Here is a 24,209-nt window from a genome sequence, read left to right as displayed (position 1 = left end):
GGGATCGACTTCGATCCCACCGCGCTCGCGTCCGTCCGGGGAAGGGCGGCAGCCGTGTCCGGAAGATGGTGGGAGTCCGGCGGTTCGGAGTCCCCCATGGACGGTCGACCCTTGGTAGGCTCGCTCAACCAAGGTTAGCCTGAGCTACATTCTCAGAGCTTTGGTCGACGGACCTGGGCTCGCGCCCCCGAGTACGGAAGTTGAGTGATGACCGACCGATCCAGCGCTACCGCAGGTGATTCGGAGAATCCGGACGAACCTCGAGGGGACGTGTTCGACCTCGTCGGAATCGGCTTCGGCCCCGCCAACCTCGCTCTGGCCATCGCCATCGAGGAACACAATGCGGCCGATCCGGCCTCACCGCTGCGTGCCACCTTCTTCGAGCGGAGACCAGACTTCGCGTGGCACCCGGGGATGATCCTCGAGGGCGCGACCATGCAGATCGCCTTTCCCAAGGATCTCGTCACCTTCCGGAACCCCACCAGCAGTTACAGCTTCTTCGCGTACCTGCACGAGCGCGGGCGGCTCGCGGACTTCGTCAACCACCAGACGTTCTTTCCGACCCGGCACGAATTCCAGGATTACCTGCGGTGGGCCGCCGACCGTGTCACCGCGGATGTCCGGTACGGAACCGAGATCACTGCCGTCGAAGCGGTCCGTCACCACAACGGCGTAGCCGATCTGTTCGCGATCCACGCAGCCGACGGCAGCGTGGTCCATGCGCGCAGCGTCGTGGTCGGTGTCGGGCTCCGGGCGCAGATCCCGCGCTGGGCCACCGAATCGGTGCGGTGCTTTCACAACCACCAGTTCCTGTTCCACCTGGACGCGATGCCCGAGCCGGCGCATCAGCGATTCGCCGTGGTCGGGGCGGGACAGAGCGCCGCGGAGGTGGTGCAATACCTGCACGCCCACTACCCGCAGGCCGAAGTCCACAGCATCTTCAACCGGTTCGGCTACAGCCCGGCCGACGACAGCCCGTACGCGAACCGGATCTTCGATCCTTCGGCAGTCGACGAACTCCACGGAGCGTCGCCCGCGGAGCGGGAGCGGGTGCTCACTCTTCATCGCGGCACCAACTACTCCGTCGTGGCCCCGGAACTCATCGAGGCGCTCTACGCCACCGAGTACCGGGAAAGGGTCAGTGGGCGTCGCCGGCTGTTCATGCGCCGCGCCTCCGAAATCGTCTCCACCACGGAAAGCGCCGCGGGCATCGAGATCGACGTCCGGAACAACCTGGACGGCGCCGTCGAGACATTGATGTGCGATGCGGTGGTCCTGGCGACCGGTTTCGAGCCCGCGCCGCTCACTCCGCTCCTCGGCGACCTCGCGCCGGACGGGCCGGTGTTGTCGGTCGACCGTGACTACCGGCTGCCGACGCCGGAGGACATCGATGCCGACATCTACCTGCAGGGCGGCACCGAGAAGACACACGGCCTGACCTCGTCGCTGTTGTCGAACGCGGCGGTACGAGCAGGAGAAATCCTGGCTTCCGTCCTCGGTCGCCGGGAACTGAAGATGTCCGGAGCCCTGGGTGTTGTCGGTGAACTTGATAGGATTCCGGACCATCACACCTACGCAACAAGTGAGGCGAGATGAGCACGAACCCATTTGACGACGAGGACGGCCGGTTCTACGTCCTCGTGAACGACGAGGAGCAGTACTCGCTGTGGCCGACCTTCTCCGAGGTTCCGCAGGGGTGGCGGGTGGTATTCGGCGAAGAGTCGCGTGCCGCGTGCGTCGAATACGTCGAGCAGAACTGGACCGATATGCGTCCGAAGAGCCTTCGCGATGCCATGGAAGCCGACGAAAAGGCTCGTCAGGGCTGACCCTTCGTCACGGCTGATACACCGAATACTTCTACATTCTGCGAGAGTCACGCCCGCGCCAACCGAGGCGCAGCGTGGCTCTCGTTGTTTCGGTTGCCGCGGCGTCGACAATCGGGATCGTGTCCGTGATGGGGATCGGGCCGGTCACCGGTGTCGGGGCCGGCCGGATCGCACGCTTCTTCTCCAGCCTGATCCGGGGGATCCGGCGCAACTGCGGGCGGCGCAGCGACCCGACCTTGAGGATACTTCGCGGGTTGCGGGTGCGCCGCGCGAGCCACTCCCCGAGGGTGACTCCGGCCGCGAGTGCGCAGCCGATACCGAATGCCGCGAAGAGCGCGGTCATGCCGATGCTCATCTCGTTGCGCAGCATCGCGTACAGACCGCGATACAGGGCGAGACCGGGAAGCAGCGGAGTGATGCCGGCGACCGCGACGACCAGCGGCGGGGTGAGGGCACGGCGGGCCATCAGGCCACCCGCGAAGCCGATGACGGTGGCCGCCACCGCCGAGGAAATAATGGGACCGAGCGAGAGCCCGAGCGCCAGCTGATAGCCCAGGCTGCCGGCAGCTCCGGCCAGGGCCGCGACGGTGAGTGCGCGGCGCTCCGCGTAACACGCCAGTGCGTAGAACGCGGCGGCGGCGGCACCGGCCAGGATCTTCGTCGGCAACTGGGTGAGATCCGGCAGTGCCGCGTAACTGATCAACGGCAGTTCGGCGCCGAACACCTCCGCGACGCGCAGGGTGGTCGCGACGCCGGCGATGATGCCGCCCGTCATCATGAGTACTTCGAAGAACCTGGCCGACGCCGTGATCGGGGCTCCGGTGATCGCGTCCTGCACGGAACCCACCAGCGACAGACCGGACAACAGCACGGTGACGCCGGCGGCGATGATCAACCCCGGGGACACTTCGAAGCCGAGTGTTTCCCGTAGCCCGTACAACGTGATCGCCGGGGCGGTTGCGATGATGCCGCCTACGAGGTGCTGGAAGAAGAACGGCAGACCGGCGTGGTTGAGGGCGCGGTTGACCCGGTCGATGACGAACGTCGACGCAAAGGCGACGAGAGCCACCAGGGCGTCGCCCCCGAGGAGCACCGAGATCGCCGCGGCCATCCCCGACCACGCGATCGTCGCGACCCAGCGGTTGTACGGGTGGGCCGCCGAGGTAATCGCGAGCAGTTCCTCGTGGGCTTGCGCCGGGGAGATCGCGTCGCGGCGGATTCGGCGCGTCAACCGGTCGACCGCGGCCAGCCGCGTGAAGTCCATCGAGCGGTAGTGCACGACGCGCATCGTGCTCGCGGGCGGCATCGTCTGCCCGCGATAAGCGGACAGCACGATCGAGTTGTAGGTGACATCGACGTCGCACTGCGCGAGGCCGTAGGTCGCGGCGACGAACCGGACCTGCTCTGCGGTGTCGATCGCGCCCGTGCCGGAGGCGAGCAGAACTTCGCCGACGCGGACCGCGACATCGAGCGCCTCGGCGACCACCGCGTCGTCGGTCAGGTCGATCGGCTGCAGCGGCGTGGGTGCTGCGGTGACCGCGTCGATGGTCGCGCGGCGCGTACCCAGGGTCCGGTCCAGGACATCGCCCAGCAGGCTCACTGACCGCCACCTCCGGTACGGGCGGAGACAGGTGGGGCGGTACGCATGCGTTCCACCGTAACGAAACGGGCGGTGTGCGCCGGAGGTGGGACGACCTATATGATGGGCGGCGTTCGCTGCCTCCTTAGCTCAGCGGTAGAGCACTCGCCTTGTAAGCGAGCGGTCAACGGTTCAATCCCGTTAGGGGGCTCGAGAGTGGGTCGATCTGCAGATAACTGCAGGTCGGCCTATTTTTTTCGACATGACGCCCCGGTGGTCGCGGCAGGGTCGGCCTCGAGGTCGACGAGGCTGCGAGTGCCTGCGCCCGGCGGAAGCGGCCCTTCGATCCGCACCCCGCTTCGACCACGCGCGGTGTGGGATCTCACAGCCCGGTCGGTGCTGCAAGACGACTCCGCCCCCGCCACAGGGGCGGGGGCGGAGCACGGTGGATGAGGGGGCAGGTCAGCGGAGAGCGAGCTTCCGACGCGCCTGGTCTTCGAAGTCGCTGTCGACCATCAGGTCGTAGCGGGCTGCCTCGATGCTCTTGCGGGAGACGAAGTCGCGGCGGCCGCCGGTGCTCCAGTGCGCCGCGAATCCCAGGGTTCCGCCCCACACCGCGCCGAAGGCGGCGCCGGCGAGGAGGATGGCCGCCATGCTGGTGGCCGGGAGGAACAGGGCGAGCAGGAAACCGAACAGCAGGCCCGTCCACACGCCGGCGGCCGCGCCGTTGAGTGCCGCTTTGCCGTTGGTCATCCGGCCTTCGATGCTCTCGACGGTCGTCACTCCCTGACCCACGACGCGCAGGTATTCGACCGGAAAGCCCTCGTCGGAGAGGTGGTCGATGGCCCGCTCGACTGCTTCGTATGTGCGATAGCTCTCGAGAAGGGTCTCCGAATCGGTGGCATAGCCCGTCGTCGGTGCGTAGATCTCAGTCATACGTTCCTCCTCGATGTGAATGTAACGATACGTATAGCGTAGCGTAGCGTTTCGTAGCGTTTGATTCGGGTCTTCTTTTCGGAGACACTCAGGATCATGCGGGGCATACTCGCCTGAAAAGGAGTGACATGGTGGTCGATACCGACGCAGATCCGGTGTCCGAATCGCCGCGACGCCCCGGCAAGGCACGCGCGGGAACGGATGCGCGGATCATGCGGGCGGCGCTGGAGATCCTGCGTGTGCACGGACCCCACCGCGTCACCGTGGAGGCGGTCGCCGCCCTGTCCGGTGTAGCGAAGACGACGATCTACCGGCGCTACGCCAACCGCGAAGAGATCCTCGACGCAGCGTTGGACTCGCAGGCGATCACGCCGTGTGTGCCGGACGGTCTGTGTGTCTACGACCGGATGAAGTGGACGCTGGAACAGGTCCGCCGCGCGTTGGCGAGTGACATGGGCATGGGCAGTGTGGGTGCGGTACTCATCGACGAGGATCCGGACTTCACAGAATCGTTCCGGGAGATCATCAATGCCCGCAGCGACGTGGTGGCCGGTGTGCTTCGCGCCGCTGTCGACGCCGGTGCGGTCCGCGCCGACCTCGACATCGACACCGCGGTGTCCATGCTCGTCGGTTCGTATCTCGGTGCGTACCTCCGTCACGGCGAGGTGAGCGAGTCGTGGGCCGACGGTGTCGTCCACGCCATGTGCCCGGAACTCGAACCGGACGCGCACGAGCACTGAGTCGCTCGGCGGACACGCCGTCCGTAGGGTCGAGAAGGTGACAGACGTTCAGGGCTGTGTGGTTGCCGTCGTCGGATCCTTGAATCTGGATCTGACCGCCACGGTTGCGCGGGCGCCCGACGAAGGCGAAACCGTACTCGGCCGACGCCTCGACACCTATCCGGGCGGCAAGGGCGCGAACCAGGCCATCGGCGCCGCACGGATCGCTCCTACCGCCGTCGTCGGCGCCGTGGGATCCGACAGTGCCGCCACTGCGCTGCGTTCCGCGCAGGCGGCCGCGGGCGTGAACACCGACCACCTGCTCAGCGTCCAGGTGCCCACCGGACGTGCGATCGTCGTCGTGACCGACGACGGCCGGAATCGGATCATCGTGATACCCGGAGCGAACTCGAAGGTGTCGGCCACCGACGTCACCGCGGCGCTCGACACGCTGGACCCTGCGGTCGTACTCACCCAACTCGAACTGCTGCCCGCCGCGACGGCGGCCGCCGCCGAGTGGGCGCGTGCCCATCACCGGCGGTTCGTTCTCAACCCCAGCCCGGTTGCCCCGCTCGGCGAGGACGTCCTCGCCGACGCCGATCCGCTCGTCGTGAACGAGAGCGAAGCGCTCTACTACGCGGATGCCTCCGCGGGCGACGACCCGGACGAGATCGTCGCCAGGCTCCTCGAACGCGTCCGGACCGTGGTGATCACCCGGGGTGCGGACGACGTGGTGGTCGCCACCGAGGACTACGTCGAACGCATCGCGGTTCCGAGGGTGCGTGCGGTGGACACGACCGGTGCGGGCGACCACTTCGCGGGAACCCTGGCCGCGCTGCTCGGTACGGGCCACGACCTTTTTGCCGCAGCACACGAGGCCGCGAGGGCCGCGGCGATCCTCGTCGCATCGCACCGTGCCCAGCGCTGACCGGCCGACACGCCGGAGCGTGTCACGTGGGCGGCATCAATTCGCCCTTGCTGCCGCGTAGCCATCGTCCGGGCAGCCTGCCCGCGAGGTCGCCGAGCGGACCGACCGCGCCGCGCAGCAACTCGACGGTTTCCTGAAGCATGTCGACGCTCGCGTTCATCTTGATGATTCCCGGCGTCAACTCCGCGAGAGTGGCGGAGAGCGAGACGATCTGATCGAGGGGGCCGCCCCGGGCGAGCAGCCGGTCGAGGGCACCCTGCTCGGCCAGCAACACCTCGAGTGCGCCACCCTCCGCCAACGCCCGCTCGACGACACCGCCCGGCCGGGTCGCGACGTCGACGATCCCGCCCGGCGACGTCAGCCGCTCCACGGCTCCGTCCTGCGCCAGCAGTCGTTCGAGAGGCCCGTCGGACGCCGTCAACCGATCGAGCAACCCGCCGTCCGAGAGCAATCGGTCGAGAGCGCCGTCGTCGGCGAGGACCCGGTCCAGCGGCCCGCCGGGAGCGGTCAGGCGATCGAGCGCTCCGCCTGGCACCAGCAACCGGTCGAGTAGTCCGCCCGGAGCGGTGAGCCGGTCGACGGGCCCGCCCGGTTCCAGCAGACGATCGAGTGGCCCGCCGGGGCGCAGCGCCTGGCCGAGTCCGCGATCCTCGGAAGTCAGGGTCGAGATCTGCTGCAACAGCCCCATCGAGCTGCGTGCGTCGGGAAAACCCACGGCACCGAGCGCCGAATACGTCTGTGGGGACACCGCGATTCGGACTGTGCCGATGACTGCTTCGGTGATCCCGAGTGCGGTGTCGGCTACGGACAGACCGACTCGGAGGGGGAGTGCCAGCGTGGAACCGAGGCTCATGGGGTCACTGTAACCGCCCCGCAGCCGACTTCAGGGGACGTCGTGGATCGGTCAGTGCGCCAGCTTCAAACCCACGACGCACACCACAATTCCGGTGATAAGCAACAACTTCACGAGTGTGGCGGACTCGGTGCCGGTCACCATCGCGTAACCGACGGTGAGGGCTGCTCCGATGCCGACCCACACCGCGTACGACGTGCCTACCGGCAGCGTGCGCATCGCGTAAGCAAGGCCGGCCATGCTCGCGACGACGGTGACCCCGAAGATCACCGTCGGCCAGAGCCGGGTGAAACCGTCCGATCTGCCGAGGGCGGTCGCCCATACGGCTTCGAGAACACCGGAGAGGACGAGAACGATCCAGGCCATGACGCAACGCTCCTACACCGTCTTGTCGCTCGCCGGGTACGGTGCGCTCGTCCGGGGGAAACCGATGACAGCCCCTACCGGCAGGTTATGAAGACTCGAGGCGGGAGGCAAGCCGTCACCGCCGGATGTGACGCGTCGGACCACGAACGGCGTCAGGACGCGACGAGCATCTCCGACTCCTCGACCACCGCGGTGCATGCGCATCCGCCGACGAGGTCGGTGCATTCGGCGACCAGCGCATGCCGGACGATCGAGAGGTCCACGCAGGTGTCGTCGGTGCACTCGACTTCCACCGCCGAGTGCAGGATCAACGACCCGTGGCAATGGTCGATTCGGCTGTCGCACTCCCTACACGTCATAGTCCTTTGATAGCACTCGCCACGGACAGGTCGTTCGAGGCGGGTCCCCTGGCGTGTTGCGCGTCGCAGTCGACAACTTCCCAGCAAGTGCCGCCCGGTCGGGCGCTGTGACCGGGCCGAGTGCCCATACGATCTTGGAACCCGGACCGTTCAGCAAGCAGCGGAGGCATCTCATGGGAATCACGGACTCGGTGACGCGCGCGGTCCACAACGCGTGGTCGTTGTTCGTCGCAGACGGAGTCGCGGCACCTCACCGGACGCCCTCTGTTGTCGTCGGGCAGGGACCGCACCGGACGTTGCGCCGGTTCGGCGCCGAGGACGACGGCGGTGATCCGGTTCTTCTGGTGACGCCGCTCGCCGCGTCGCCCGCGTGCTTCGACCTGATGCCGGACCAGAGCCTGGTGCAGTATCTCGCCGGCCTCGGCCGCAGCGTCTTCGTCGTGGAATACGGCGAGATGAGTGCCGAGGACCGCGACCTGGGACTCGACTACTGGATCGACGACATCGTGCCCGACGCGATCCACCGGGTATCCGAACTGTGCGGCGGCCGCGATGTGGATGTCGTCGCCTGGAGTATCGCCGGAGCCATGGCGCTGCTCACCTCCGCCGCGCATCCCGATCTGCCGGTGCGGTCCATCGCCGCCTTCGGAAGTCCGCTCGACTTCGCGAAGATTCCCGTGATGGCGCCGCTGCGGCTGGCCGGGAAGATCTGCGCGGAGCCCGCGATCGACGTTCTCGACGCGGTGTTCGGCGGCGTTCCGGCTCCGCTGGTCCAGGCCGCGTACCGCATCACCGCGCTCGACCGGGAACTGACGCGGCCGTGGTTCATCGCCTCCAACATCACCGATGCGGACAAGCTGGGGCGAATGGAATTCGTGGATCGCTTCCAGGAGCAGATCTACGGCTATGCGGGCCGCGCGTTCCGTCAGCTCGCCCGGATCACGGTCGCCAACGACCTGTCGTCCGGGGCGCTCCACCTCGGCGAGCGGATCGTAGACCTGGCCGACGTCACGGTTCCGGTGCTCGCCTTCGCCGGGACAGAGGACATCCTCGCGCCGACCGCGGCCGTCGAACCGGTTACCCGGTTGCTGCCGAACGCACGGGTGCGGTTCGTGCAGGTACCGGGCACGCACCTGGGGATGCTCACCGGTGCCCGTGCGCGCACCACGTCGTGGGCAGAACTCGCCGCGTTCCTCGAGAACCCGCACGGCGACGTTCCGTCACCCGGCGACACCGCGCCGGCCGATGCGGCAGACGCAGCACCGGCCGACGCATAGCCGGTATCAGCCCACCGGTTCGGTCTCAGGCTCCCGCCGCGCGAGGTCCGCGGACTGCGGCTGCTCGGGCACGGGTTCGACCGTCGTGGCGGGCCGTCGGACGAAGAACGCCCCCACCACTGCGATCAGTGAGATCGCCGCACCCCAGACGAGTGCGCCGTGGACACCGTCGCCCAGTGCGGCCACGGGATCGGCGCCGCTCTCGGCACCCGCGACCGTCGTGCGCGTCATCACGGTGATGAACAGTGCGGTCCCGGCAGCGCCGGCGACCTGCTGCATGGTGCTCACAATGGCGCTGCCGTGCGAGTACATCCGCTGGGGGAGCGCACCCAGCGCGGAGGTCAGGAGCGGCGAGAACATCATCGCGAGCCCGATGTTGAGCACGACGTGCCAGGCGATGACGGTGCCGACCGTCGTCTCGGTGCCGAACGACGTCATTCCCCACAGTGCGATGCTCGCGACGACGGCGCCGGGCGCGACGAGCGGGCGCGGCCCGAAGCGGTCGAACAGGCGCCCGACCACGTAACCGAGCACGCCCATGGCCAGACCGCCGGGCAGCAACATCAGGCCGGTCGCCAGGGTGGACTGCCCGAGAACGTTCTGCAGGTAGATGGGCAGCAGGATCAGGGTTCCGAAGAGCGACATCATGCTGATCGACACGAGCACGACCGCGAGGGCGAACGACGGCGTACGGAAGGCGCGCAGGTCCAGCAGCGCATTGTCCCCGAGCCTGATCTGGCGGACCACGAAGATCACCAGCGCCGTGATGCCGACCGCCAACGGAAGCCACGGAGGAAGGAGGGGGTCGCCTTCGGCGGCTTCACCGATGCTGCTCAGGCCGAAAACGAGACCGCTGAACGCGAATGCCGACAGCGCTACCGAAAACGCGTCGAGCGGGATCGCGCGCGGCTCGGTCACGTTCCGGATCCACTTGACGCCGAGTGCCGTGGCAATCGCCGCGATGGGAAGGACCAGCCAGAACATCCAGCGCCACGTCAACTGGTCGAGTACGACACCGCCGATCGTCGGGCCCGTCGCGGGGGCGACGGCGATCACGATCGAAATGACGCCCATCATGCGGCCACGCCGCTCGGCGGGCACCACGTTGAGCACCGTCGTGAACAACAGCGGCAACATCAGGGCCGTACCCACGGCCTGAACCACGCGGCCCAGAACCAGAATCCAGAACACCGGCGCCACGGACGCGATGAAGGTGCCGAGCAGGAAGCTGGACATCGCCACGGCGTACACGGTCCGCAGAGCCAGGCGCGTCATGAGGTATCCGGAGACCGGGATGACCACCGCCATCGTGAGCATGAACGCGGTGGTGAGCCACTGCGCGGTTGCCGCTCCCACGTCGAACTCGATCATGAGCTTGGGAAGAGCGACGCTCATGATCGTCTCGTTCAGGATGACCACGAAGGCCGCGCCGACGAGTACGGCGATCAGACGGCCGGCTCCCGGGGGAAGGGAGCCGGCCGGACGTTCTGGAGAGTGTGGCGGGTGTGAAGACATGTGAGTCTCAACCCACGGGAGGGGAAACTTGTTCCGGGCGTCCCGTCAGGCGGGAACGTTGTCGCCGTGGCCCATCTCCCGGAGCGCCGCACGGATCTTCTCCTGTGCCCGATCGAGGGACTCCGCGGAAGGATCCTTCTCAGCCTTCGCGAAGTCGAAGTCGTCGAGCGAGTGGGCGGGGAACACGTGAAGGTGCAGGTGCGGCACCTCGAGGCCCGCGATCACCAGACCGGTTCGCGGCGTGTCGTACGCGGCGGACACCGCCCGGCCGACGATCCGTGCGACACCGTTGATCTTCGCCCACAGCTCATCGTCGACACTCTGCCAATGGTCGACTTCCTGCCGGGGCACGACGAGCACATGCCCTTCGGTGAGCGGGTTGATGGTCAGGAAGGACACGACGTCGTCGTCCTGCCAGACGAACCTGCCCGGAAGTTCCCCGGAGATGATCATGCTGAACACGGAAGCCATAGGGCGAGGATAGGCGGATCAGAGACGCTCGGCGACATCTGCGGCGGCCAGGGCGAGCACCAGCAGCGGCACCACTTTTTCCGGTGCGATGCGATAGCGGCTGCGTGTTTCCTGTTCGACGATCCGCGCCGCCGACAAGGCCCGCAGGTGATGGTAGAGCCGCCCCGCGGAGGACAACTCGGTCGCGTCCTGGAGTTCGGCGGCGGTGGCGGGACCCCGGAGCAAGGTCCGGACGATGGCGAGGCGTGCAGAACTGCCGAGTGCGTCGAGGACTGTTGCCACTGTCGCCGGATCCAGCGACAGAACCGCACCGGCGTCGTATTCGATGGACCACTGGATGTTCCCGTTCAGCGCGACTGTGCCGCTGTATGCGACCCGGCCGGAGGCGTCCGGTGCGGGCGTGTCGCTCGCTGTTCGGGTACCGGCCGGGGTCGCTCCGGCCTCCAGGTCGTGCACCCGCCGTTCGAGGTCGGTGAGCCGGGCCTCGTATGCGTCGTTCACATCGCGCAGCGTATCCGCTCCGCGGTTGCGGGGTCGTTCGCTGCGGCAGCCAAGAGTTGCTGGTGGGGTAGCGACTCGAGGGCGCTCGTGTACTCGCTCTCCGACATCCCCGCGCTCAGGAGCACTGCCGTCGCGATACTCCCGTCCTCCCGGCGGAAGGTCATGGCTTCGGTGAGCACGCCCGGTAAGCTCCCGCCCTTGAATCCCACGCCTGCGAATCCCTCGGGTGCGGGCTGCCATTCGAGGTGCTCGCGAGCGATGTCGGCGCCCGGTCCGAACGATCCGTCGGCGATGGCTCGGTGAAGTCGGGCGAGGTCCGCAGCCGACCCGGCATTCCCGAAACGCTGGATGCGGTCGACGTCGGCGAACACGTCGTCGCCCAGTTGTGCGGCGCTCATGATCTCGTCTCGAAAGCGAGGATCGTCGGCGTAACGGCGGGCGGCAGGCCACACCGCGGCTTCGTCCAGCGAGGAATCGAAGAGTGCCAATGTGGTGCCGAGCATCGTCGGTGGCCGGAAGTCCGACCAGCCACCTCGCGCTGCTGCTGCGGTGAGGGCGTCGTCGCCCAGCCTGTCGCGGAGGTAGTCGGGCACCGCGTTGTCGCTTTCGCGAACCATGGCTGTGACCATCTCGTCCAGCGTGACCACCGCAGCCGGACCGGTGGCGTCGAGCCGTTCCAGAGCAGCGGGGTGTGCGTTGCCGTCGGTATTCGGTAGGTACCAGCGCTCCCACTCGGTGACCGGAACCCGCTCGAGGGGGTCGAGCCGGCCTTCGGCGACGGCCTGCGCGTACGCAGCCAGATGCACCACCTTGACCGCGGAGGCGAGTGGGTGCGGTTCGTCGCTGCGGTGGTCGAGGACGGTGCCCTTGCCGTCGTCCAGTGCGATCGCAACCGTGTCGGTGTTTTCGGCGACGTAGCCGATCCATCCTTCCGCCGTTGTGACGTCGGCCTCGGGCACGGCCTCGCAGTCGGCGGCGCGGGGGACAGGGGCTGCGCCCGCGGAATCGGGCTCCGCGGCAGCACCGGCACAGCCGGTCAGGGTCAGTGCCACGGCTATGGCAACGCACGGGATCGACCTACTCGCCATGGGAACTCCTCTTTGTCCTGTCGCTACTCGGTGAGTGGACGCTACTACAAGATTCCGGAATTCCGGAAGTCCGAATATTTGGGTCGAGCGACCACGAACCGGCCCGATGCCGCGACCGTCGTATCGTCAGCACCATGGAGGCCCCCGAATCCGTGCGCTCGGCACCGCTGCGGGAGCTCGTGGACGAACTCGTCACCTATGTGCTCGCGGGACTACCGGCGGACCGGCGCACCGTGGTGGGCCTGTGCGGCCCCCCGGGCGCGGGAAAGAGTCGCGCGGCCTGGTTGCTCATGAAGGCCCTGCGACGTGCGGGGATCGCCGCCGGGCAGGTACCGATGGACGGATTCCACCTGTCGAACCGGCAACTCGAAGCCCGGGGCGCACGCTCGAGAAAAGGAGCACCCGACACCTTCGACGTCGCGGGCTTCCGGAACATCCTCGAGCGGATCAGAGCCCGGGGCGACGACACGATCTACGCACCGGATTTCTCCCGGCCGCTCGACGAGCCGATCGCCGCGGTTCATGCCGTGGCCCCGGACGCCCGTGTGGTGATCACGGAGGGGAACTACCTGCTGTTCGAGGAGGACGGCTGGGCCGAGATCCGGCCGCTGCTCGACCTCGTGATCTACCTCGACGTCCCCGATCGCACGCTCACCCGCCGTCTCGTGCACCGGCACCGCGCCCACGGCCGGGCCGACGACCAAGCCCGCGATTGGGTGCACACCGTCGACCTTCCCAACGCTGCGGCCGTCGCCCGGACCCGCTGCCGCGCCGATCTGGTGTGGAAACCGGTCCCGTAGTCTGTCGTGCGTGCGCGTACTCGTTATCGGCTCCGGTGCCCGTGAACATGCTCTCGTCCTGGCCCTGAGCCGTGACCCCGCGGTGACCGCGGTGATGGTCGCCCCCGGCAACGCCGGGATCGCCACGATCGCCGAGCAGTTCCCGGTGGACGCGGCCTCCGCCGACGAGGTGGTGGCACTGGCAACCGCGCAGAAGGCCGATCTCGTCGTCATCGGCCCCGAGGTCCCGCTCGTGCTCGGTGTTGCCGACGCCGTCCGCGCGGCGGGCATTCCCTGCTTCGGTCCGTCCGCCGACGCCGCGCGCATCGAAGGGTCCAAGGCGTTCGCCAAGGATGTGATGGCCGCTGCCGGAGTGCGCACCGCCCGCAGCGAGGTCGTCGACACACCGGCACAGATCGACGAGGCCCTCGACCGGTTCGGGCCCACCTGGGTCGTCAAGGACGACGGTCTCGCGGCCGGCAAGGGGGTCGTGGTGACCGCCGACCGCGACGCTGCCCGCGACCACGCCGCGGAGATCATCGAGAACGGCCATCCGGTCCTGCTCGAGTCGTTCCTCGACGGCCCCGAGGTCTCGCTCTTCTGCCTGGTGGACGGCGAGACCGTCGTACCGCTGCTCCCCGCACAGGACCACAAGCGGGTGGGCGACGGCGACACCGGCCCCAACACCGGCGGGATGGGTGCCTACACCCCGCTTCCGTGGCTGCCGGAAGGCAGCGTCGAGCGCATCGTCGACGAGGTCGTGAAACCCGTTGCGGCCGAAATGGTCCGACGGGGCTGCGGGTTCTCCGGGCTGCTGTACGCGGGTCTGGCAATGGGTGCGGACGGGCCGGCCGTCGTCGAATTCAACTGCCGGTTCGGAGACCCCGAGACACAGGCCGTGCTCGCGCTGCTCGAGTCGCCGCTCGGCGGTGTGCTGCACGCGGTCGCGACCGGCACGCTGGAGAGTCTGCCTCCGTTGCAGTGGCGCGACGGAGCCGCGGTGACGGTCGTGCTCGCGGCCGAGTACTACCCGTCGACCCCGCGTACGGGCGACGTGATCACCGGTGCGGAAGGCCCCAACGTGCTCCACGCCGGAACGAAGCGCGGGCCGCACGGCGAGTTGCTCTCGTCCGGTGGCCGCGTGCTCAGCGTGGTCGGTGTGGGCGACGACCTGGCTGCCGCCCGTGCCGACGCCTACGCCACGCTCGACGGAATCAAGCTCCCGGGCGGCCATTTCCGCCGCGACATCGGTCTCGCCGCGGTGGAGGGCCGCATCGCGCTGTAGCCGGCGGGCCGAGCCGGGTAAATCTTGCGCCTGCCAGGTGCATGTTGCACACTCTGTGCATCTTCTGACGTGCCAGGGGTGAAAGCATGGTTTCGTGGAAACGAACACTCACGCAGGATCCGACACCGTTGTGGCACCACAATGTCGTGAAGTACCCGCTTCCCGACGACATCGTCGTCGAGCGTGATCTTCCGATCCCGACAGCGGACGGCACACTCCTCCGCGCCGACGTATACCGGCCGCGAGATGCGGCCGACGAGCAGTGGCCCGCGCTCGTCGCCGTCACCCCGTACGGCAAGAACGCCGGCGTCGACGACTACCCGATCGATTTCGCAGCGCTCGCGGCATCCGGCACATTCGTCGGCGACCTCGAACTGAGTGAGGCGACGTCGTTCGAAGCCCCCGACCCCGCATATTGGGTGCCGCGCGGATACACCGTCGTGGTCGCGGACATGCGCGGCTGTTTCGCCAGCGACGGTCGTCCCCGGTTGCTGCTCGGCCGTGCCGCCGCAGACGCCGCAGCCGTGATCGAGTGGACTGCGGAACAGTCCTGGTGTACCGGCAAAGTGGGTCTCGCCGGCGCGTCGTACCTCGCCACGCTGCAGTGGTACACCGCTGCACTCGCGCCGCCGCACCTCGCGGCGATCGCACCGTGGGAGGGCATCACCGATCCCTGTCGCGACACGCTCACCCATGGCGGAATCCCCGAGACCCGCTACAGCGAGTTCTGGTACCGCGCGATGCATACCGGATCCAAACCGGCGTCGGCGTCCTTGCGCCGCCTCACCCCGTGGCTTCTGCGGCGGTTTCCCGACAGGTTCCGGCACGTCGCCGCACCGCCCAAACTCGAAGACGTCACCGTGCCCGCGCTCGTGGGGGCGTCGTGGTCCGATCAAGGTCCCCGCAATCGCGGGTCGGTCGAGGGATACACCCGTATCGGATCGGCCGACAAGTGGCTCTACACCCACGGACGCAAGATGTGGCAGACCTACTACAGCCCCGAGGCGCTCGACGTTCAGCGCCGGTTCTTCGACCGCTTCCTCAAAGAGGAGGACAACGGGTTCGACACAGTGCCGCGCGTGCGTCTCGAAACCAGGCACGACCTGCGCACCTACTCGGAGAGATTCGAGCAGGACTGGCCCATCCCCGACACGCGATACGTGCCGCTGTATCTCGACCACGGCACGAGTTCGCTCGAGCCCACGGTGCCCGACGAACCGCAGTCCCGGCGCACCTTCCCCGTCGCGGGTGACGAACTGACCTTCACCACCACCTTCACCGAAGACACCGAGATCACCGGGCACACCGCCCTGCGGTTGTGGGTCCAGGCGAAGGACGCCAACGACATGGATCTGTTCGTCGGCCTGAAGAAACTCGACTCGTCCGGAGAGGACGTGTGGTTCGAAGGGCACGGCGGCTACGAGAAAGGCTTCGTCGCGCACGGCTGGATCCGTGTATCGCATCGCGCGCTCGATCCCGAGGCGTCGACCGCGTACCGGCCGGTCCTGGATTACACCAAGTACTGGCCGCTGCTGCCCGGCCAACTCGTGCCTGTCGACATCGAGATCATGCCGCACAGCACCTTCTTCGAGGCGGGTTCGACGCTCGTGCTCGTCGTCACCGGCCACGACCTCGACGACAATCCCGCGGTCGGGCACGACCGCACCGTCAACAAGGGTTTCCACATCGTCCACGCCGGTGGCGACTTCGATTCGCATCTGCTTCTTCCCGTGGTTCCGGCTCGCCCGCCCGCCGCGCTCGAGGGCGCCGCCGGTGGCGGGAACGAAGGGGACGCAGAGCAGTGCGGCGAGACACCGGGGCTCCCGAACCGGGCCGCGCGGTTCGTCGCCCCGGATGAAATGCCGATCGCGTGGTCGGCCCTCGGGCGGCAACGGGTCGGCCTCTAGGGGGCTGGTCGGGCGTACTAACGTCGAGGATGTGCGCACCGAATCGCAACGCTCCGGTATCGAGACCTTCCACGTCATGGACGTGTGGAAGGCGGCAGCCGAACGGCAGCGCTCCCACGGCGACGTCCTGAGCCTGGCGGCGGGCCAGCCCTCGACTCCCGCGCCCGCGCCCGTGCTCCGCGCGGCCGGACTGGCCATCGATGCGGAACTGCTCGGTTACACCGAAACCTTCGGGATTCTTCCGCTCCGCGAAGCAATCGCCGCGTACCACCACGACCGCTACGGAATCGATGTCGACGCGGACGACGTGGTCGTCACCACGGGATCGTCGGGCGCGTTCACACTGCTGTTTCTCGCTGCTTTCGACCCGGGCGACACGGTGGTGGTCGCACGACCCGGATATCCCGCCTACCGCAACACTCTCGCAGCGCTCGGATGCACTGTCGTCGAACTGGACTGTGGCCCGGAGACGCGGTACCAGCCGACGGTGGCGATGCTCGAGGCACTCGACTCTCCGCCGGCCGGTCTGATCGTCGCGAGTCCCGCCAATCCGACGGGCACCATGATCGAACCCGCCGAACTCGCAGCGCTCGCCCGCTGGTGCGACGAGCACGACGCGCTGCTCGTCTCCGACGAGATCTATCACGGCATCGAATTCGGGACGCACGGCTCGCCCGCGACATCGACGGCCTGGGCGACCTCCCGGGACTCCGTGGTGGTCGGTTCGGTGTCCAAATACTTCTCGATGACGGGATGGCGCCTCGGCTGGATGCTGGCACCCGAATCGCTGCGTCCCGCGCTGCAACGGCTCGGATCGAACATGACCGTGTGCCCTCCGTCGATCGCGCAGTTCGCCGCGATCGAGGCGTTCGGCACCGAGGCACGGACCGAACTCGACGGCCACGTGGAGCGCTACGCGGTGAACCGCGAGTTGCTGCTCGACGGACTGCCCGATCTCGGTATCACCGAACTCGCCCCTGCGGACGGTGCGTTCTACGTCTACGCCGACATCCGGCACCTGCTGCTCTCCGGGGAGACGTCCACGGCCTGGTGCGCGCGCCTGCTGCACGACACCGGTCTCGCGCTCGCACCCGGCGTCGATTTCGACACCGTGCGCGGCGACGGCACCGTGCGGTTGTCCTTCGCGGGTGCCACCGCGGATGTCACCGCCGCACTCGACCGGCTCGCGGGATGGCTTCCGCTGCCGTGACCTGCGGTCCGGCCGGTGTCCTAGCCGCCGTCCGCGACGATGCGGGCCAGGTTGCGTTCGGCGAGGGCAGCGATCGTCAACGACGGGTTCACCGTGCCCGTGCTACCGGGTATCAGGGCACCGTCCACGACGTACAGGCCGGGATGACCGTGCACGCGCCCGTAACCGTCGGTGGCGTCGCCCAGGACCGCCCCGCCGAGCGGATGAGCCGTGAACGACGCGTTGACGTCCTCCGCCATCGGCGGGGCGCCCGGGACGGTGCCACCGGCCGCGGCCATCGCGTTGTGCACCGTGCGCAGCGCGTCGACACTCGCGAGTTCACCGCCGGCAGGCCAATCGACGATCGTGCGGCCGGTGGCGGCGTCGTAGACCATCTCCGCGCGAGTGGGGTCGAGCGTTATCCCGAGCGAGGCCAGCATCCCCACGTCCTTGGCGGTGCCCGCGACGAACCAGTTCTCGAGGCTCAGCGGCAGACCCGACTCGTCGACGATCCGCGATGCGGACGGTGCGCCCTGGTCACCACCGAACCCGTCCGTCAGGGCCAGGGAACGCACCAGCACCGCGTCCCCGTTGGTGCCCCAGCCCCGGCCGACGTGCTCGTTCAGGCGCGGCAGCGACCCGGTGTGGCGTGCCTCGACCAGCAACTCGGTCGTGCCGATCGACCCGGCGCCGAGCACCAGGCGGTCGCACGTGAGGGTCGTGGTGTTCAGGACCGCGCCGGTCGGGTCGACGGCCTGCACCTCGACCCGGTACCGGCCGTCGGGCTCCTGGCCGACCGCGAGCACCCGGTGTCCGTGACACACGAGGGCGCGTCCCGTCGCCTCCGCTGCCGGAATGTAGTTCTGTGTCAGGTCGAACTTGGCCCCGTTGGAGTTGCCGAGGTTGCTCTCGCCGGCGACGGCCGAGCGACGTACCGAGCCGGCCAATTCGGCGCGGATCACGTCCCAGTCCCAGATTCCGTCGATCCGGTGCGGCGAGTATCCCGCGGCCCGCGCGTCGTCGTCCCAGCGGCGGGAGTGCGTGAACTCCGGAGCGTGATAGATGTCGTCGGGCATGGCGTCGAGGCGCAGCATCGACCGGACCTTGGGATACCAGGTCTTGGCCATGTCGTCGTAGCTCAGTGAGTTGCCGAAGACGTGCTCGAAGAAGCGCTGTTCGGGTGCGATCATCACGCCGGAGAACACGATCGACCCGCCGCCGACGGCAGCGCCACGCCACACCGACATGTGCGGATAGTCGACGACATCGAGGACTCCGGCGAAATCGTCGCAGTGCACCGGGATTCCGGTCGGGCCGGTGAAATGTGTGCGGTGGTAGTAACCGCGACCGTCGGCGAGCAGATCGGACGTGAACACCTCGCGCCACGGATCGCGCGGCCAGCGCATCCCGCGCTCGAGGACGGTGACGCGGCTGCCGGCTTCCGCGAGCCTGAGCGCGGCGACACTCGCACCGAACCCCGAACCGACGACGATCACCTCGGAATGCTGCGGAGGCACCGGCGACGGCGCGAACAGTTCGGGAAGGGTGTTCCGATAGGTGTCGAGCCCGACGGGCAACGCCGACGCGACCCGGACCGGGCCGCCCGGCACTCCGAGGGCGGCAACGGCGGCACCCAGTGCGGAGGCCTGAAGCAAGCGGCGACGTCTCATCCCGGTACGGCTCCGATCGTTCGTGAAAAAGGCGAAGCGGGCCGCGCAGTCCGGGCCCCCATCTGACGACTGCGGCGCAATCGTACCGGGTGGTATCAACTGGCGTTTTCCCCTGGTGAGCGCGGCAGGCTGTCACGATGTGACTGTGACTATCGCAGCCACACCGAAAGGGGAACGGCGCCGTCAGGCGCTGGTCGAGGCTGCTGCCGATCTGATTCTCGAGGAGGGAATCGGCGCGGTACGCCACCGCGCCGTCGCTACGCGGGCGGGCTTGCCACTCGCTTCGACCACGTACTACTTCGACTCCCTCGAACACCTCGTCCTGTGCGCCATGCAGCACAACGGCGCGCGGGACGTCGAAATGATGCGCGCGCGTGTCCGCGACGTTCCGGCGTGCCCCCGCAGCCTCGAGAAAACCGCCGACCTCGTTCTCGACCTGCTCGTCGGGAAAGCGGTGTCCGACGACGACCGCGACCGGCTCGTCGCCCGCGTCGAAGGCTGCGTGGCCACGGTGCGCCATCCGGAACTGCGTGAAGCGCAGGTGGGCATCCGGGAGCAGGTCGACGAGGTGCTGACCGACCTGCTCGAACGGTGCGGTCGCGCGGTCCGGGTACCGCAGTTGCACACCCTCGTGGTGGTGGTCGACGGGGCGGTGTTGTGCGGGCTCGGCGACCTCGATCCCGACCCGCGCGCCCTGGCGAGGACGATTCTCCTCGATGTCATGCACACGGTCGCGCCGCCTGCCGAACCATGAGTCCGGGCACGGAACGTAAACTGGCCACTCGTGAGCCACATCCCGAACGTCCTTGCCACTCGCTACGCCAGCCCCGAACTGCGGGAGTTGTGGTCACCGGAGCACAAGATCGTGCTCGAACGGCAGCTGTGGATCGCAGTGCTGCGTGCGCAGGCGGAACTCGGGATCGATGTGCCGGCCGAGGCGATCGCCGATTACGAACGGGTCGTCGACCAGGTCGACCTCGCGTCCATCGCCGACCGCGAGCGCGTCACGCGCCACGACGTGAAGGCCCGTATCGAGGAGTTCAACGCCCTCGCCGGCCACGAGCATGTCCACAAGGGCATGACGAGCCGCGACCTCACCGAGAACGTCGAGCAGCTGCAGATCCTGCGGTCACTGGAGCACGTCCATGCGCACGGTGTCGCGGTGGCCGCGCGACTCGCCGAACGGGCCGCGGAGTACTCGTCGTACGTGATGGCGGGCCGGTCGCACAACGTGGCCGCGCAGGCCACGACGCTCGGTAAGCGCTTCGCTTCGGCGGCCGACGAACTGCTGCTCGCGCTGCAGCGGGTCCGCGAGTTGATCGAGCGGTACCCGCTCCGCGGTATCAAGGGACCGATGGGCACCGCGCAGGACATGCTGGACCTGCTCGGTGGGGATGCCGCGAAGCTCGCGCAGCTCGAGGAGAAGATCGCGCAGCACCTCGGGTTCTCCCACGTGTTCACCAGCGTCGGGCAGGTCTACCCGCGCTCGCTCGACCACGACGTCCTCTCGGCCCTCGTGCAGGTCGGTGCCGCGCCGTCGTCTCTCGCGCACACCATCCGGCTGATGGCCGGGCACGAACTGGTGACCGAAGGTTTCCAGCCCGGCCAGGTCGGGTCGTCCGCGATGCCCCACAAGATGAACACCCGGTCGTGCGAGCGGGTCAACGGGCTGCAGGTCGTGCTGCGCGGGTACGCGTCGATGGCCGCCGAACTCGCCGGTGCGCAGTGGAACGAAGGCGACGTGTTCTGCTCCGTGGTGCGGCGCGTCGCGCTGCCCGACGCGTTCTTCGCGATCGACGGCCAGGTCGAGACCTTCCTGACCGTGCTCTCCGAATTCGGCGCCTATCCCGCCGTGATCGACAAGGAACTCGTCCGCTATCTGCCGTTCCTGGCGACCACCAAGGTGCTCATGGCCGCGGTGCGCGCCGGTGTCGGACGGGAGACCGCGCACGAGGCGATCAAAGAACACGCGGTGTCGGTGGCACTCGCGATGCGTGAGCAGGGCCGCGAACCGGACCTGCTCGACCGGCTCGCCGCGGACGACCGGCTTCCGCTCGACCGTGCCGCGCTCGACGAGGCGCTCGCCGACCGGTCGGCGTTCGTCGGCGCTGCCGACGCGCAGGTGAGCGCGGTCATCGCGGCCGTGCAGGAGCTGGTGGACCGTTACCCGGACGCAGCGCGTTACTCGCCGGCGCCGATTTTGTAGTAAGTAGGGGGGCGGCTACGGGGGAGTCCCGAGGGGATAGCTGCACACACAGGGGAGGAAGCAGTGCTCGAGAAAATGAGCCCGGGAAGGGTGAGAAACGCGACGCGCACGCGCACAGCGTTGCTGGACGCAGCGCTCGAAGTGTTCTTGCGCGACGGGTATTCCGCAGCGGCGACGGAGGACATCGTGGCCGTCGCGGGGGTGACGCGCGGCGCGCTCTATCACCACTTCGTGAACAAGCGCGATCTGTTCCGGGGTGTCGTCGAGCGGGTGCAGAGGGAGGCGGAGCAGACGCTGCATCCCGGCGAGGTCGACGATCCGTGGGACGGTTTCACCACGGCGGTGCTGGCGTCCCTCGACGTGGTCAACGACCAGCCCACTCGCCGACTGTTGCTCATCGAGGCGCCGGCGGTGCTGGGGTGGACCGAAGTGCGGGAGGCACATCGGCATTCCACCCTGCGCGTCGTCGAGGAGATGCTTGCAACGCTCGCTCCCGACACGCATCGGTCGTCGTCCACGCGCACCTCGGTGCTCGCCCATCTGCTCGTCGCTGCCGTCGAGGAAGCCATGCTCTACCTCGCGCACAGCGACGATCCGGTCGGTGATCGTCCCGCGGTGCAGGCGGAACTGCTCCGCCTGCTCGGCACCGCACGCGAGCCGGTTGCCGCGGAGGCGCCGGGCCGGTGAGCGAGTGCATCTTCTGCGCCATCGTGGCCGGTGACGCGCCGGCGAGCATCCTGCTCGACGAACCGGACGTCCTCGCCTTCATGGACATCCGGCCGTTCACACCGGGGCACCTGCTCGTGGTGCCGAAGCGGCACGCGTCGGGTCTGGCGCAGCTCGACCCGGCCGACGGCGCGAAGGTGTTCGCCGCCGGTCAGCGCATCGCCACCGCGATGCGGTCGGGTGACCTGCCGATCGACGGCGTGAACCTCTTCCTGGCCGACGGTGTCGCCGCCGGTCAGGAAGTGTTTCACGTCCACCTGCACCTGGTGCCGCGCACGAGTGGCGACGGATTCGGTATCCGTGCGCGTGCGCAGACGCCGAACCGTACGGTGCTCGACGGCACCGCAGACGCACTTCGGGCCGCCGTGGAGTCGTTCGGGGCATGATGCGGTGACAGGTTCGTATATCCAGCCGATCTCGCCGATCGGCGGCTCGCTCGCGTGGTCGGCACTCGTCGCGGCGCTTCCGCTGTTGACGATGCTGGTGCTCCTCGCGGTGTTCCGTTTCAAGTCGCACGCGGCGGCGGCGGCGGTGGCCGTGCTGGTCGCGCTCGTCGTCGCCGTCGCCGGGTACGGCATGCCCGTCGGGTCGGCGCTCAGCGCGGGGCTCGAGGGTGCGGTCTTCGGTCTGTTCCCGATCATGTGGACCGTCCTCAACGCCGTGTGGGTGTACCGGCTGACGGTCGAGTCCGGTCACTTCGACGTGCTGACCCGCGCGTTCGCGCGGATTTCCCCGGACCACCGCATCCTGACCATCGTCATCGCATTCCTGTTCGGTGCGCTGCTCGAGGCGGTCGCCGGGTTCGGCACTCCCATCGTCGTCGCGACGGTGGTGCTCATCGGGGCCGGATTGCCGCCGGTCCGCGCGGCAGCGGCGTCGCTCCTCGCGAACTCGGTGGTGACGCCGCTCGGGGTGATGGGTACGCCGATCCTGACGATGTCGCGGGTGTCGGAGATTCCGGTCGACGAGATCGGCCCGGTGGTGGCCCGTCAGGTGTGCCTGCTCGCGGTGTTCGTGCCGCTGGTGCTCGTCGCGGTGGTGGGCGGTCGCCGCGGTGTGCGCGAGACGTGGCCCGTCGCGCTCGTGGTCGGTGGCGCGTTCGGTGCCGCGCAGTTCCTGTGCGCGAGCTACCTGACCGTGGGCTTGAGCAACATCGCGGGAGCGGCGGCCGGTCTGGTCGCACTCCTGATCGTGCTGAAGGTGCGGACACCGCGCCCGGACGCGGCACGTACCGGTGGGAACGACGGGATCCAGGACACTCGGCGGCGGATGATCGAGGCGTTCGCGCCGTACGCGCTGATCGTGGTCGTGTTCCTCGTCAGCCGTCTCGGCCCGGTGGAGTCGTTCCTGTCCAACGCCACCTTCTCGTTCACCTGGCCGGGTCTCGACGTGACGGGCGCCGACGGCAGGGTTCCGACGGCGGAGACGTTCACGCTCAACCTGCTCACGGCTCCGGGATCGCTCGTGTTCGTCGCGGCGCTGCTGTCGACGGTCGTGCTCCGAGTGGCAGCAGGAGACGCGCTGCGGTGCCTCGTCGCTGCGGTCGTGCAGCTGCGCTGGTCGTTTGCGACCGTGACGGCTGTGCTGGCCCTCGCGTACGTGATGAACCTGTCGGGCCAGACCACCACCATCGGCCAGTTCCTCGCGGGAGCCGGCGCCGCGTTTGCGCTGCTGTCTCCGCTGCTCGGCTGGCTCGGTGTGCTGGTCACCGGATCCAACACCGCGTCCAACGCGATGTTCGGCAGTCTCCAGGTCTCCGCCGCACAGCAGGCGGGGCTCGACCCGACCGTGCTGGTGGCGGGCAACATGGCCGGCGGGACCGCCGGTACCCCCATCGCGCTGCAGAACCTGGCGCTGGTGTCCTCGGTGCAGGGGCTGTCCGGACGAGACGGGTTGCTGATGCGGCGCCTCTGGCCGATCAGCGTGGCCATGGTCGTCGTGCTGGCTGTGCTCGTCTGGTTGCAGACCACGACGGTCTTGTCGTGGATGGTGCCGTAGGCACGTTCGGGGACGTAGTGGCACTGGGGCC

Annotated in this window: 24 protein-coding genes, 1 tRNA gene and 1 riboswitch; of the genes, 15 read left to right on the top strand and 10 right to left on the bottom strand. The window is 68.3% G+C overall.

The genetic code is table 11. The features are described 5' to 3' along the window. The first annotated feature begins 207 nt into the window (after positions 1 to 207). Together ACFWBU_RS08015 and ACFWBU_RS08010 are read left to right on the top strand one after the other, a co-directional pair. Positions 208 to 1,596 (top strand): lysine N(6)-hydroxylase/L-ornithine N(5)-oxygenase family protein, encoded by a 1,389-nt coding sequence (locus ACFWBU_RS08015; RefSeq protein WP_378527983.1) that lies wholly within the window; start codon positions 208 to 210, stop codon positions 1,594 to 1,596. Continuing rightward, positions 1,593 to 1,826 carry an MbtH family protein gene (locus ACFWBU_RS08010; RefSeq protein WP_072702139.1) on the top strand — a complete coding sequence of 78 codons (234 nt, stop codon included), beginning with the start codon at positions 1,593 to 1,595 and terminating at the stop codon, positions 1,824 to 1,826. The genes ACFWBU_RS08015 and ACFWBU_RS08010 overlap by 4 nt, the downstream gene beginning before the upstream one ends. Before the next feature lie 31 nt (positions 1,827 to 1,857). Here the strand turns inward: ACFWBU_RS08010 and ACFWBU_RS08005 are convergent, their stop codons facing one another. After that, on the bottom strand, positions 1,858 to 3,426 hold the full coding sequence (locus ACFWBU_RS08005; protein ID WP_346765123.1) for a threonine/serine exporter family protein: 1,569 nt from the start codon (positions 3,424 to 3,426) through the stop codon (positions 1,858 to 1,860). Positions 3,427 to 3,544: 118 nt separating this feature from the next. Here ACFWBU_RS08005 and ACFWBU_RS08000 point away from each other — a divergent pair. Next, a tRNA-Thr gene (locus ACFWBU_RS08000) sits at positions 3,545 to 3,616 on the top strand. A gap of 251 nt (positions 3,617 to 3,867) precedes the next feature. On the opposite strand, the gene ACFWBU_RS07995 is transcribed toward ACFWBU_RS08000, so the two are convergent. After that, positions 3,868 to 4,341 carry a general stress protein gene (locus ACFWBU_RS07995; protein ID WP_169621353.1) on the bottom strand — a complete coding sequence of 158 codons (474 nt, stop codon included), beginning with the start codon at positions 4,339 to 4,341 and terminating at the stop codon, positions 3,868 to 3,870. A 128-nt stretch (positions 4,342 to 4,469) separates the two neighbouring features. Between ACFWBU_RS07995 and ACFWBU_RS07990 the strand changes: the two genes are divergently transcribed. Together ACFWBU_RS07990 and ACFWBU_RS07985 are read left to right on the top strand one after the other, a co-directional pair. Then, the gene (locus tag ACFWBU_RS07990) at positions 4,470 to 5,081 is read left to right on the top strand and encodes a TetR/AcrR family transcriptional regulator (protein ID WP_169621352.1); all 612 of its coding nucleotides are present in this window, start codon (positions 4,470 to 4,472) and stop codon (positions 5,079 to 5,081) included. A 37-nt stretch (positions 5,082 to 5,118) separates the two neighbouring features. Next, the gene (locus ACFWBU_RS07985; RefSeq protein WP_169621351.1) at positions 5,119 to 5,988 is read left to right on the top strand and encodes a ribokinase; all 870 of its coding nucleotides are present in this window, start codon (positions 5,119 to 5,121) and stop codon (positions 5,986 to 5,988) included. A gap of 22 nt (positions 5,989 to 6,010) precedes the next feature. Here the strand turns inward: ACFWBU_RS07985 and ACFWBU_RS07980 are convergent, their stop codons facing one another. From ACFWBU_RS07980 to ACFWBU_RS07970, 3 genes are all read right to left on the bottom strand, one after another. Continuing rightward, positions 6,011 to 6,841, bottom strand: coding sequence for an ABC transporter (locus tag ACFWBU_RS07980; RefSeq protein ID WP_378527982.1), 831 nt, complete (start codon positions 6,839 to 6,841; stop codon positions 6,011 to 6,013). 51 nt (positions 6,842 to 6,892) lie between these two features. Further along, positions 6,893 to 7,207, bottom strand: coding sequence for a DMT family transporter (locus ACFWBU_RS07975; protein ID WP_378527981.1), 315 nt, complete (start codon positions 7,205 to 7,207; stop codon positions 6,893 to 6,895). An 11-nt stretch (positions 7,208 to 7,218) separates the two neighbouring features. Beyond that, a riboswitch (guanidine-III (ykkC-III) riboswitch) is annotated at positions 7,219 to 7,285 on the bottom strand. 74 nt (positions 7,286 to 7,359) lie between these two features. After that, on the bottom strand, positions 7,360 to 7,566 hold the full coding sequence (locus ACFWBU_RS07970; protein WP_169621348.1) for a hypothetical protein: 207 nt from the start codon (positions 7,564 to 7,566) through the stop codon (positions 7,360 to 7,362). Positions 7,567 to 7,739: 173 nt separating this feature from the next. On the opposite strand from ACFWBU_RS07970, the gene ACFWBU_RS07965 reads away from it, so the two are divergent. Beyond that, complete coding sequence (locus tag ACFWBU_RS07965) at positions 7,740 to 8,843, top strand: alpha/beta hydrolase (RefSeq protein WP_378527980.1); 1,104 nt, start codon at positions 7,740 to 7,742, stop codon at positions 8,841 to 8,843. Positions 8,844 to 8,849: 6 nt separating this feature from the next. On the opposite strand, the gene ACFWBU_RS07960 is transcribed toward ACFWBU_RS07965, so the two are convergent. The 4 genes from ACFWBU_RS07960 to ACFWBU_RS07945 are packed head-to-tail and all read right to left on the bottom strand — an operon-like array spanning position 8,850 to position 12,418. Further along, the gene (locus tag ACFWBU_RS07960; RefSeq protein WP_169621346.1) at positions 8,850 to 10,358 is read right to left on the bottom strand and encodes an MDR family MFS transporter; all 1,509 of its coding nucleotides are present in this window, start codon (positions 10,356 to 10,358) and stop codon (positions 8,850 to 8,852) included. 45 nt (positions 10,359 to 10,403) lie between these two features. Next, positions 10,404 to 10,829, bottom strand: coding sequence for an HIT family protein (locus tag ACFWBU_RS07955; protein ID WP_169621345.1), 426 nt, complete (start codon positions 10,827 to 10,829; stop codon positions 10,404 to 10,406). Positions 10,830 to 10,847: 18 nt separating this feature from the next. Continuing rightward, positions 10,848 to 11,330: a helix-turn-helix transcriptional regulator gene (locus tag ACFWBU_RS07950; protein WP_169621344.1), complete on the bottom strand. Its 483-nt coding sequence runs from the start codon at positions 11,328 to 11,330 to the stop codon at positions 10,848 to 10,850. Further along, positions 11,327 to 12,418 (bottom strand): serine hydrolase, encoded by a 1,092-nt coding sequence (locus tag ACFWBU_RS07945; protein WP_169621343.1) that lies wholly within the window; start codon positions 12,416 to 12,418, stop codon positions 11,327 to 11,329. The genes ACFWBU_RS07950 and ACFWBU_RS07945 overlap by 4 nt, the downstream gene beginning before the upstream one ends. Positions 12,419 to 12,552: 134 nt before the next feature. Here ACFWBU_RS07945 and ACFWBU_RS07940 point away from each other — a divergent pair, with 134 nt between their 5' ends. From ACFWBU_RS07940 to ACFWBU_RS07925, 4 genes are all read left to right on the top strand, one after another. Further along, positions 12,553 to 13,218, top strand: a complete 666-nt coding sequence (locus ACFWBU_RS07940; protein ID WP_378527979.1) for a nucleoside/nucleotide kinase family protein — start codon at positions 12,553 to 12,555, stop codon at positions 13,216 to 13,218. 10 nt (positions 13,219 to 13,228) lie between these two features. Next, positions 13,229 to 14,482 (top strand): phosphoribosylamine--glycine ligase, encoded by a 1,254-nt coding sequence (gene purD, locus ACFWBU_RS07935; RefSeq protein ID WP_169621341.1) that lies wholly within the window; start codon positions 13,229 to 13,231, stop codon positions 14,480 to 14,482. Between the two features lie 86 nt (positions 14,483 to 14,568). Beyond that, the gene (locus ACFWBU_RS07930; protein WP_378527978.1) at positions 14,569 to 16,389 is read left to right on the top strand and encodes a CocE/NonD family hydrolase; all 1,821 of its coding nucleotides are present in this window, start codon (positions 14,569 to 14,571) and stop codon (positions 16,387 to 16,389) included. A 31-nt stretch (positions 16,390 to 16,420) separates the two neighbouring features. Next, positions 16,421 to 17,599: a pyridoxal phosphate-dependent aminotransferase gene (locus tag ACFWBU_RS07925; protein WP_169621339.1), complete on the top strand. Its 1,179-nt coding sequence runs from the start codon at positions 16,421 to 16,423 to the stop codon at positions 17,597 to 17,599. 20 nt (positions 17,600 to 17,619) lie between these two features. On the opposite strand, the gene ACFWBU_RS07920 is transcribed toward ACFWBU_RS07925, so the two are convergent. After that, the gene (locus ACFWBU_RS07920; protein WP_378527977.1) at positions 17,620 to 19,248 is read right to left on the bottom strand and encodes a GMC oxidoreductase; all 1,629 of its coding nucleotides are present in this window, start codon (positions 19,246 to 19,248) and stop codon (positions 17,620 to 17,622) included. Between the two features lie 145 nt (positions 19,249 to 19,393). On the opposite strand from ACFWBU_RS07920, the gene ACFWBU_RS07915 reads away from it, so the two are divergent. The 5 genes from ACFWBU_RS07915 (at position 19,394) to ACFWBU_RS07895 (ending at position 24,178) form a co-directional block, all read left to right on the top strand. Then, positions 19,394 to 20,002: a TetR family transcriptional regulator gene (locus tag ACFWBU_RS07915; RefSeq protein ID WP_169621337.1), complete on the top strand. Its 609-nt coding sequence runs from the start codon at positions 19,394 to 19,396 to the stop codon at positions 20,000 to 20,002. Positions 20,003 to 20,032: 30 nt separating this feature from the next. Beyond that, on the top strand, positions 20,033 to 21,454 hold the full coding sequence (gene purB / locus ACFWBU_RS07910; RefSeq protein ID WP_169621336.1) for an adenylosuccinate lyase: 1,422 nt from the start codon (positions 20,033 to 20,035) through the stop codon (positions 21,452 to 21,454). A gap of 75 nt (positions 21,455 to 21,529) precedes the next feature. Further along, positions 21,530 to 22,141 carry a TetR/AcrR family transcriptional regulator gene (locus ACFWBU_RS07905; protein ID WP_206037027.1) on the top strand — a complete coding sequence of 204 codons (612 nt, stop codon included), beginning with the start codon at positions 21,530 to 21,532 and terminating at the stop codon, positions 22,139 to 22,141. Then, on the top strand, positions 22,138 to 22,566 hold the full coding sequence (locus ACFWBU_RS07900; protein WP_378527976.1) for an HIT family protein: 429 nt from the start codon (positions 22,138 to 22,140) through the stop codon (positions 22,564 to 22,566). Before ACFWBU_RS07905 ends, ACFWBU_RS07900 begins: the two co-directional genes overlap by 4 nt. Positions 22,567 to 22,570: 4 nt before the next feature. Further along, positions 22,571 to 24,178, top strand: coding sequence for an L-lactate permease (locus tag ACFWBU_RS07895; protein ID WP_378527975.1), 1,608 nt, complete (start codon positions 22,571 to 22,573; stop codon positions 24,176 to 24,178). Positions 24,179 to 24,209: the final 31 nt, after the last annotated feature.

Origin of the sequence: Rhodococcus sp. NPDC060084 (assembly GCF_042730335.1) — a bacterium.
In the GTDB taxonomy this organism is placed as follows: domain Bacteria; phylum Actinomycetota; class Actinomycetes; order Mycobacteriales; family Mycobacteriaceae; genus Rhodococcus.
This window is presented reverse-complemented; position numbering and strand designations above follow the sequence as displayed.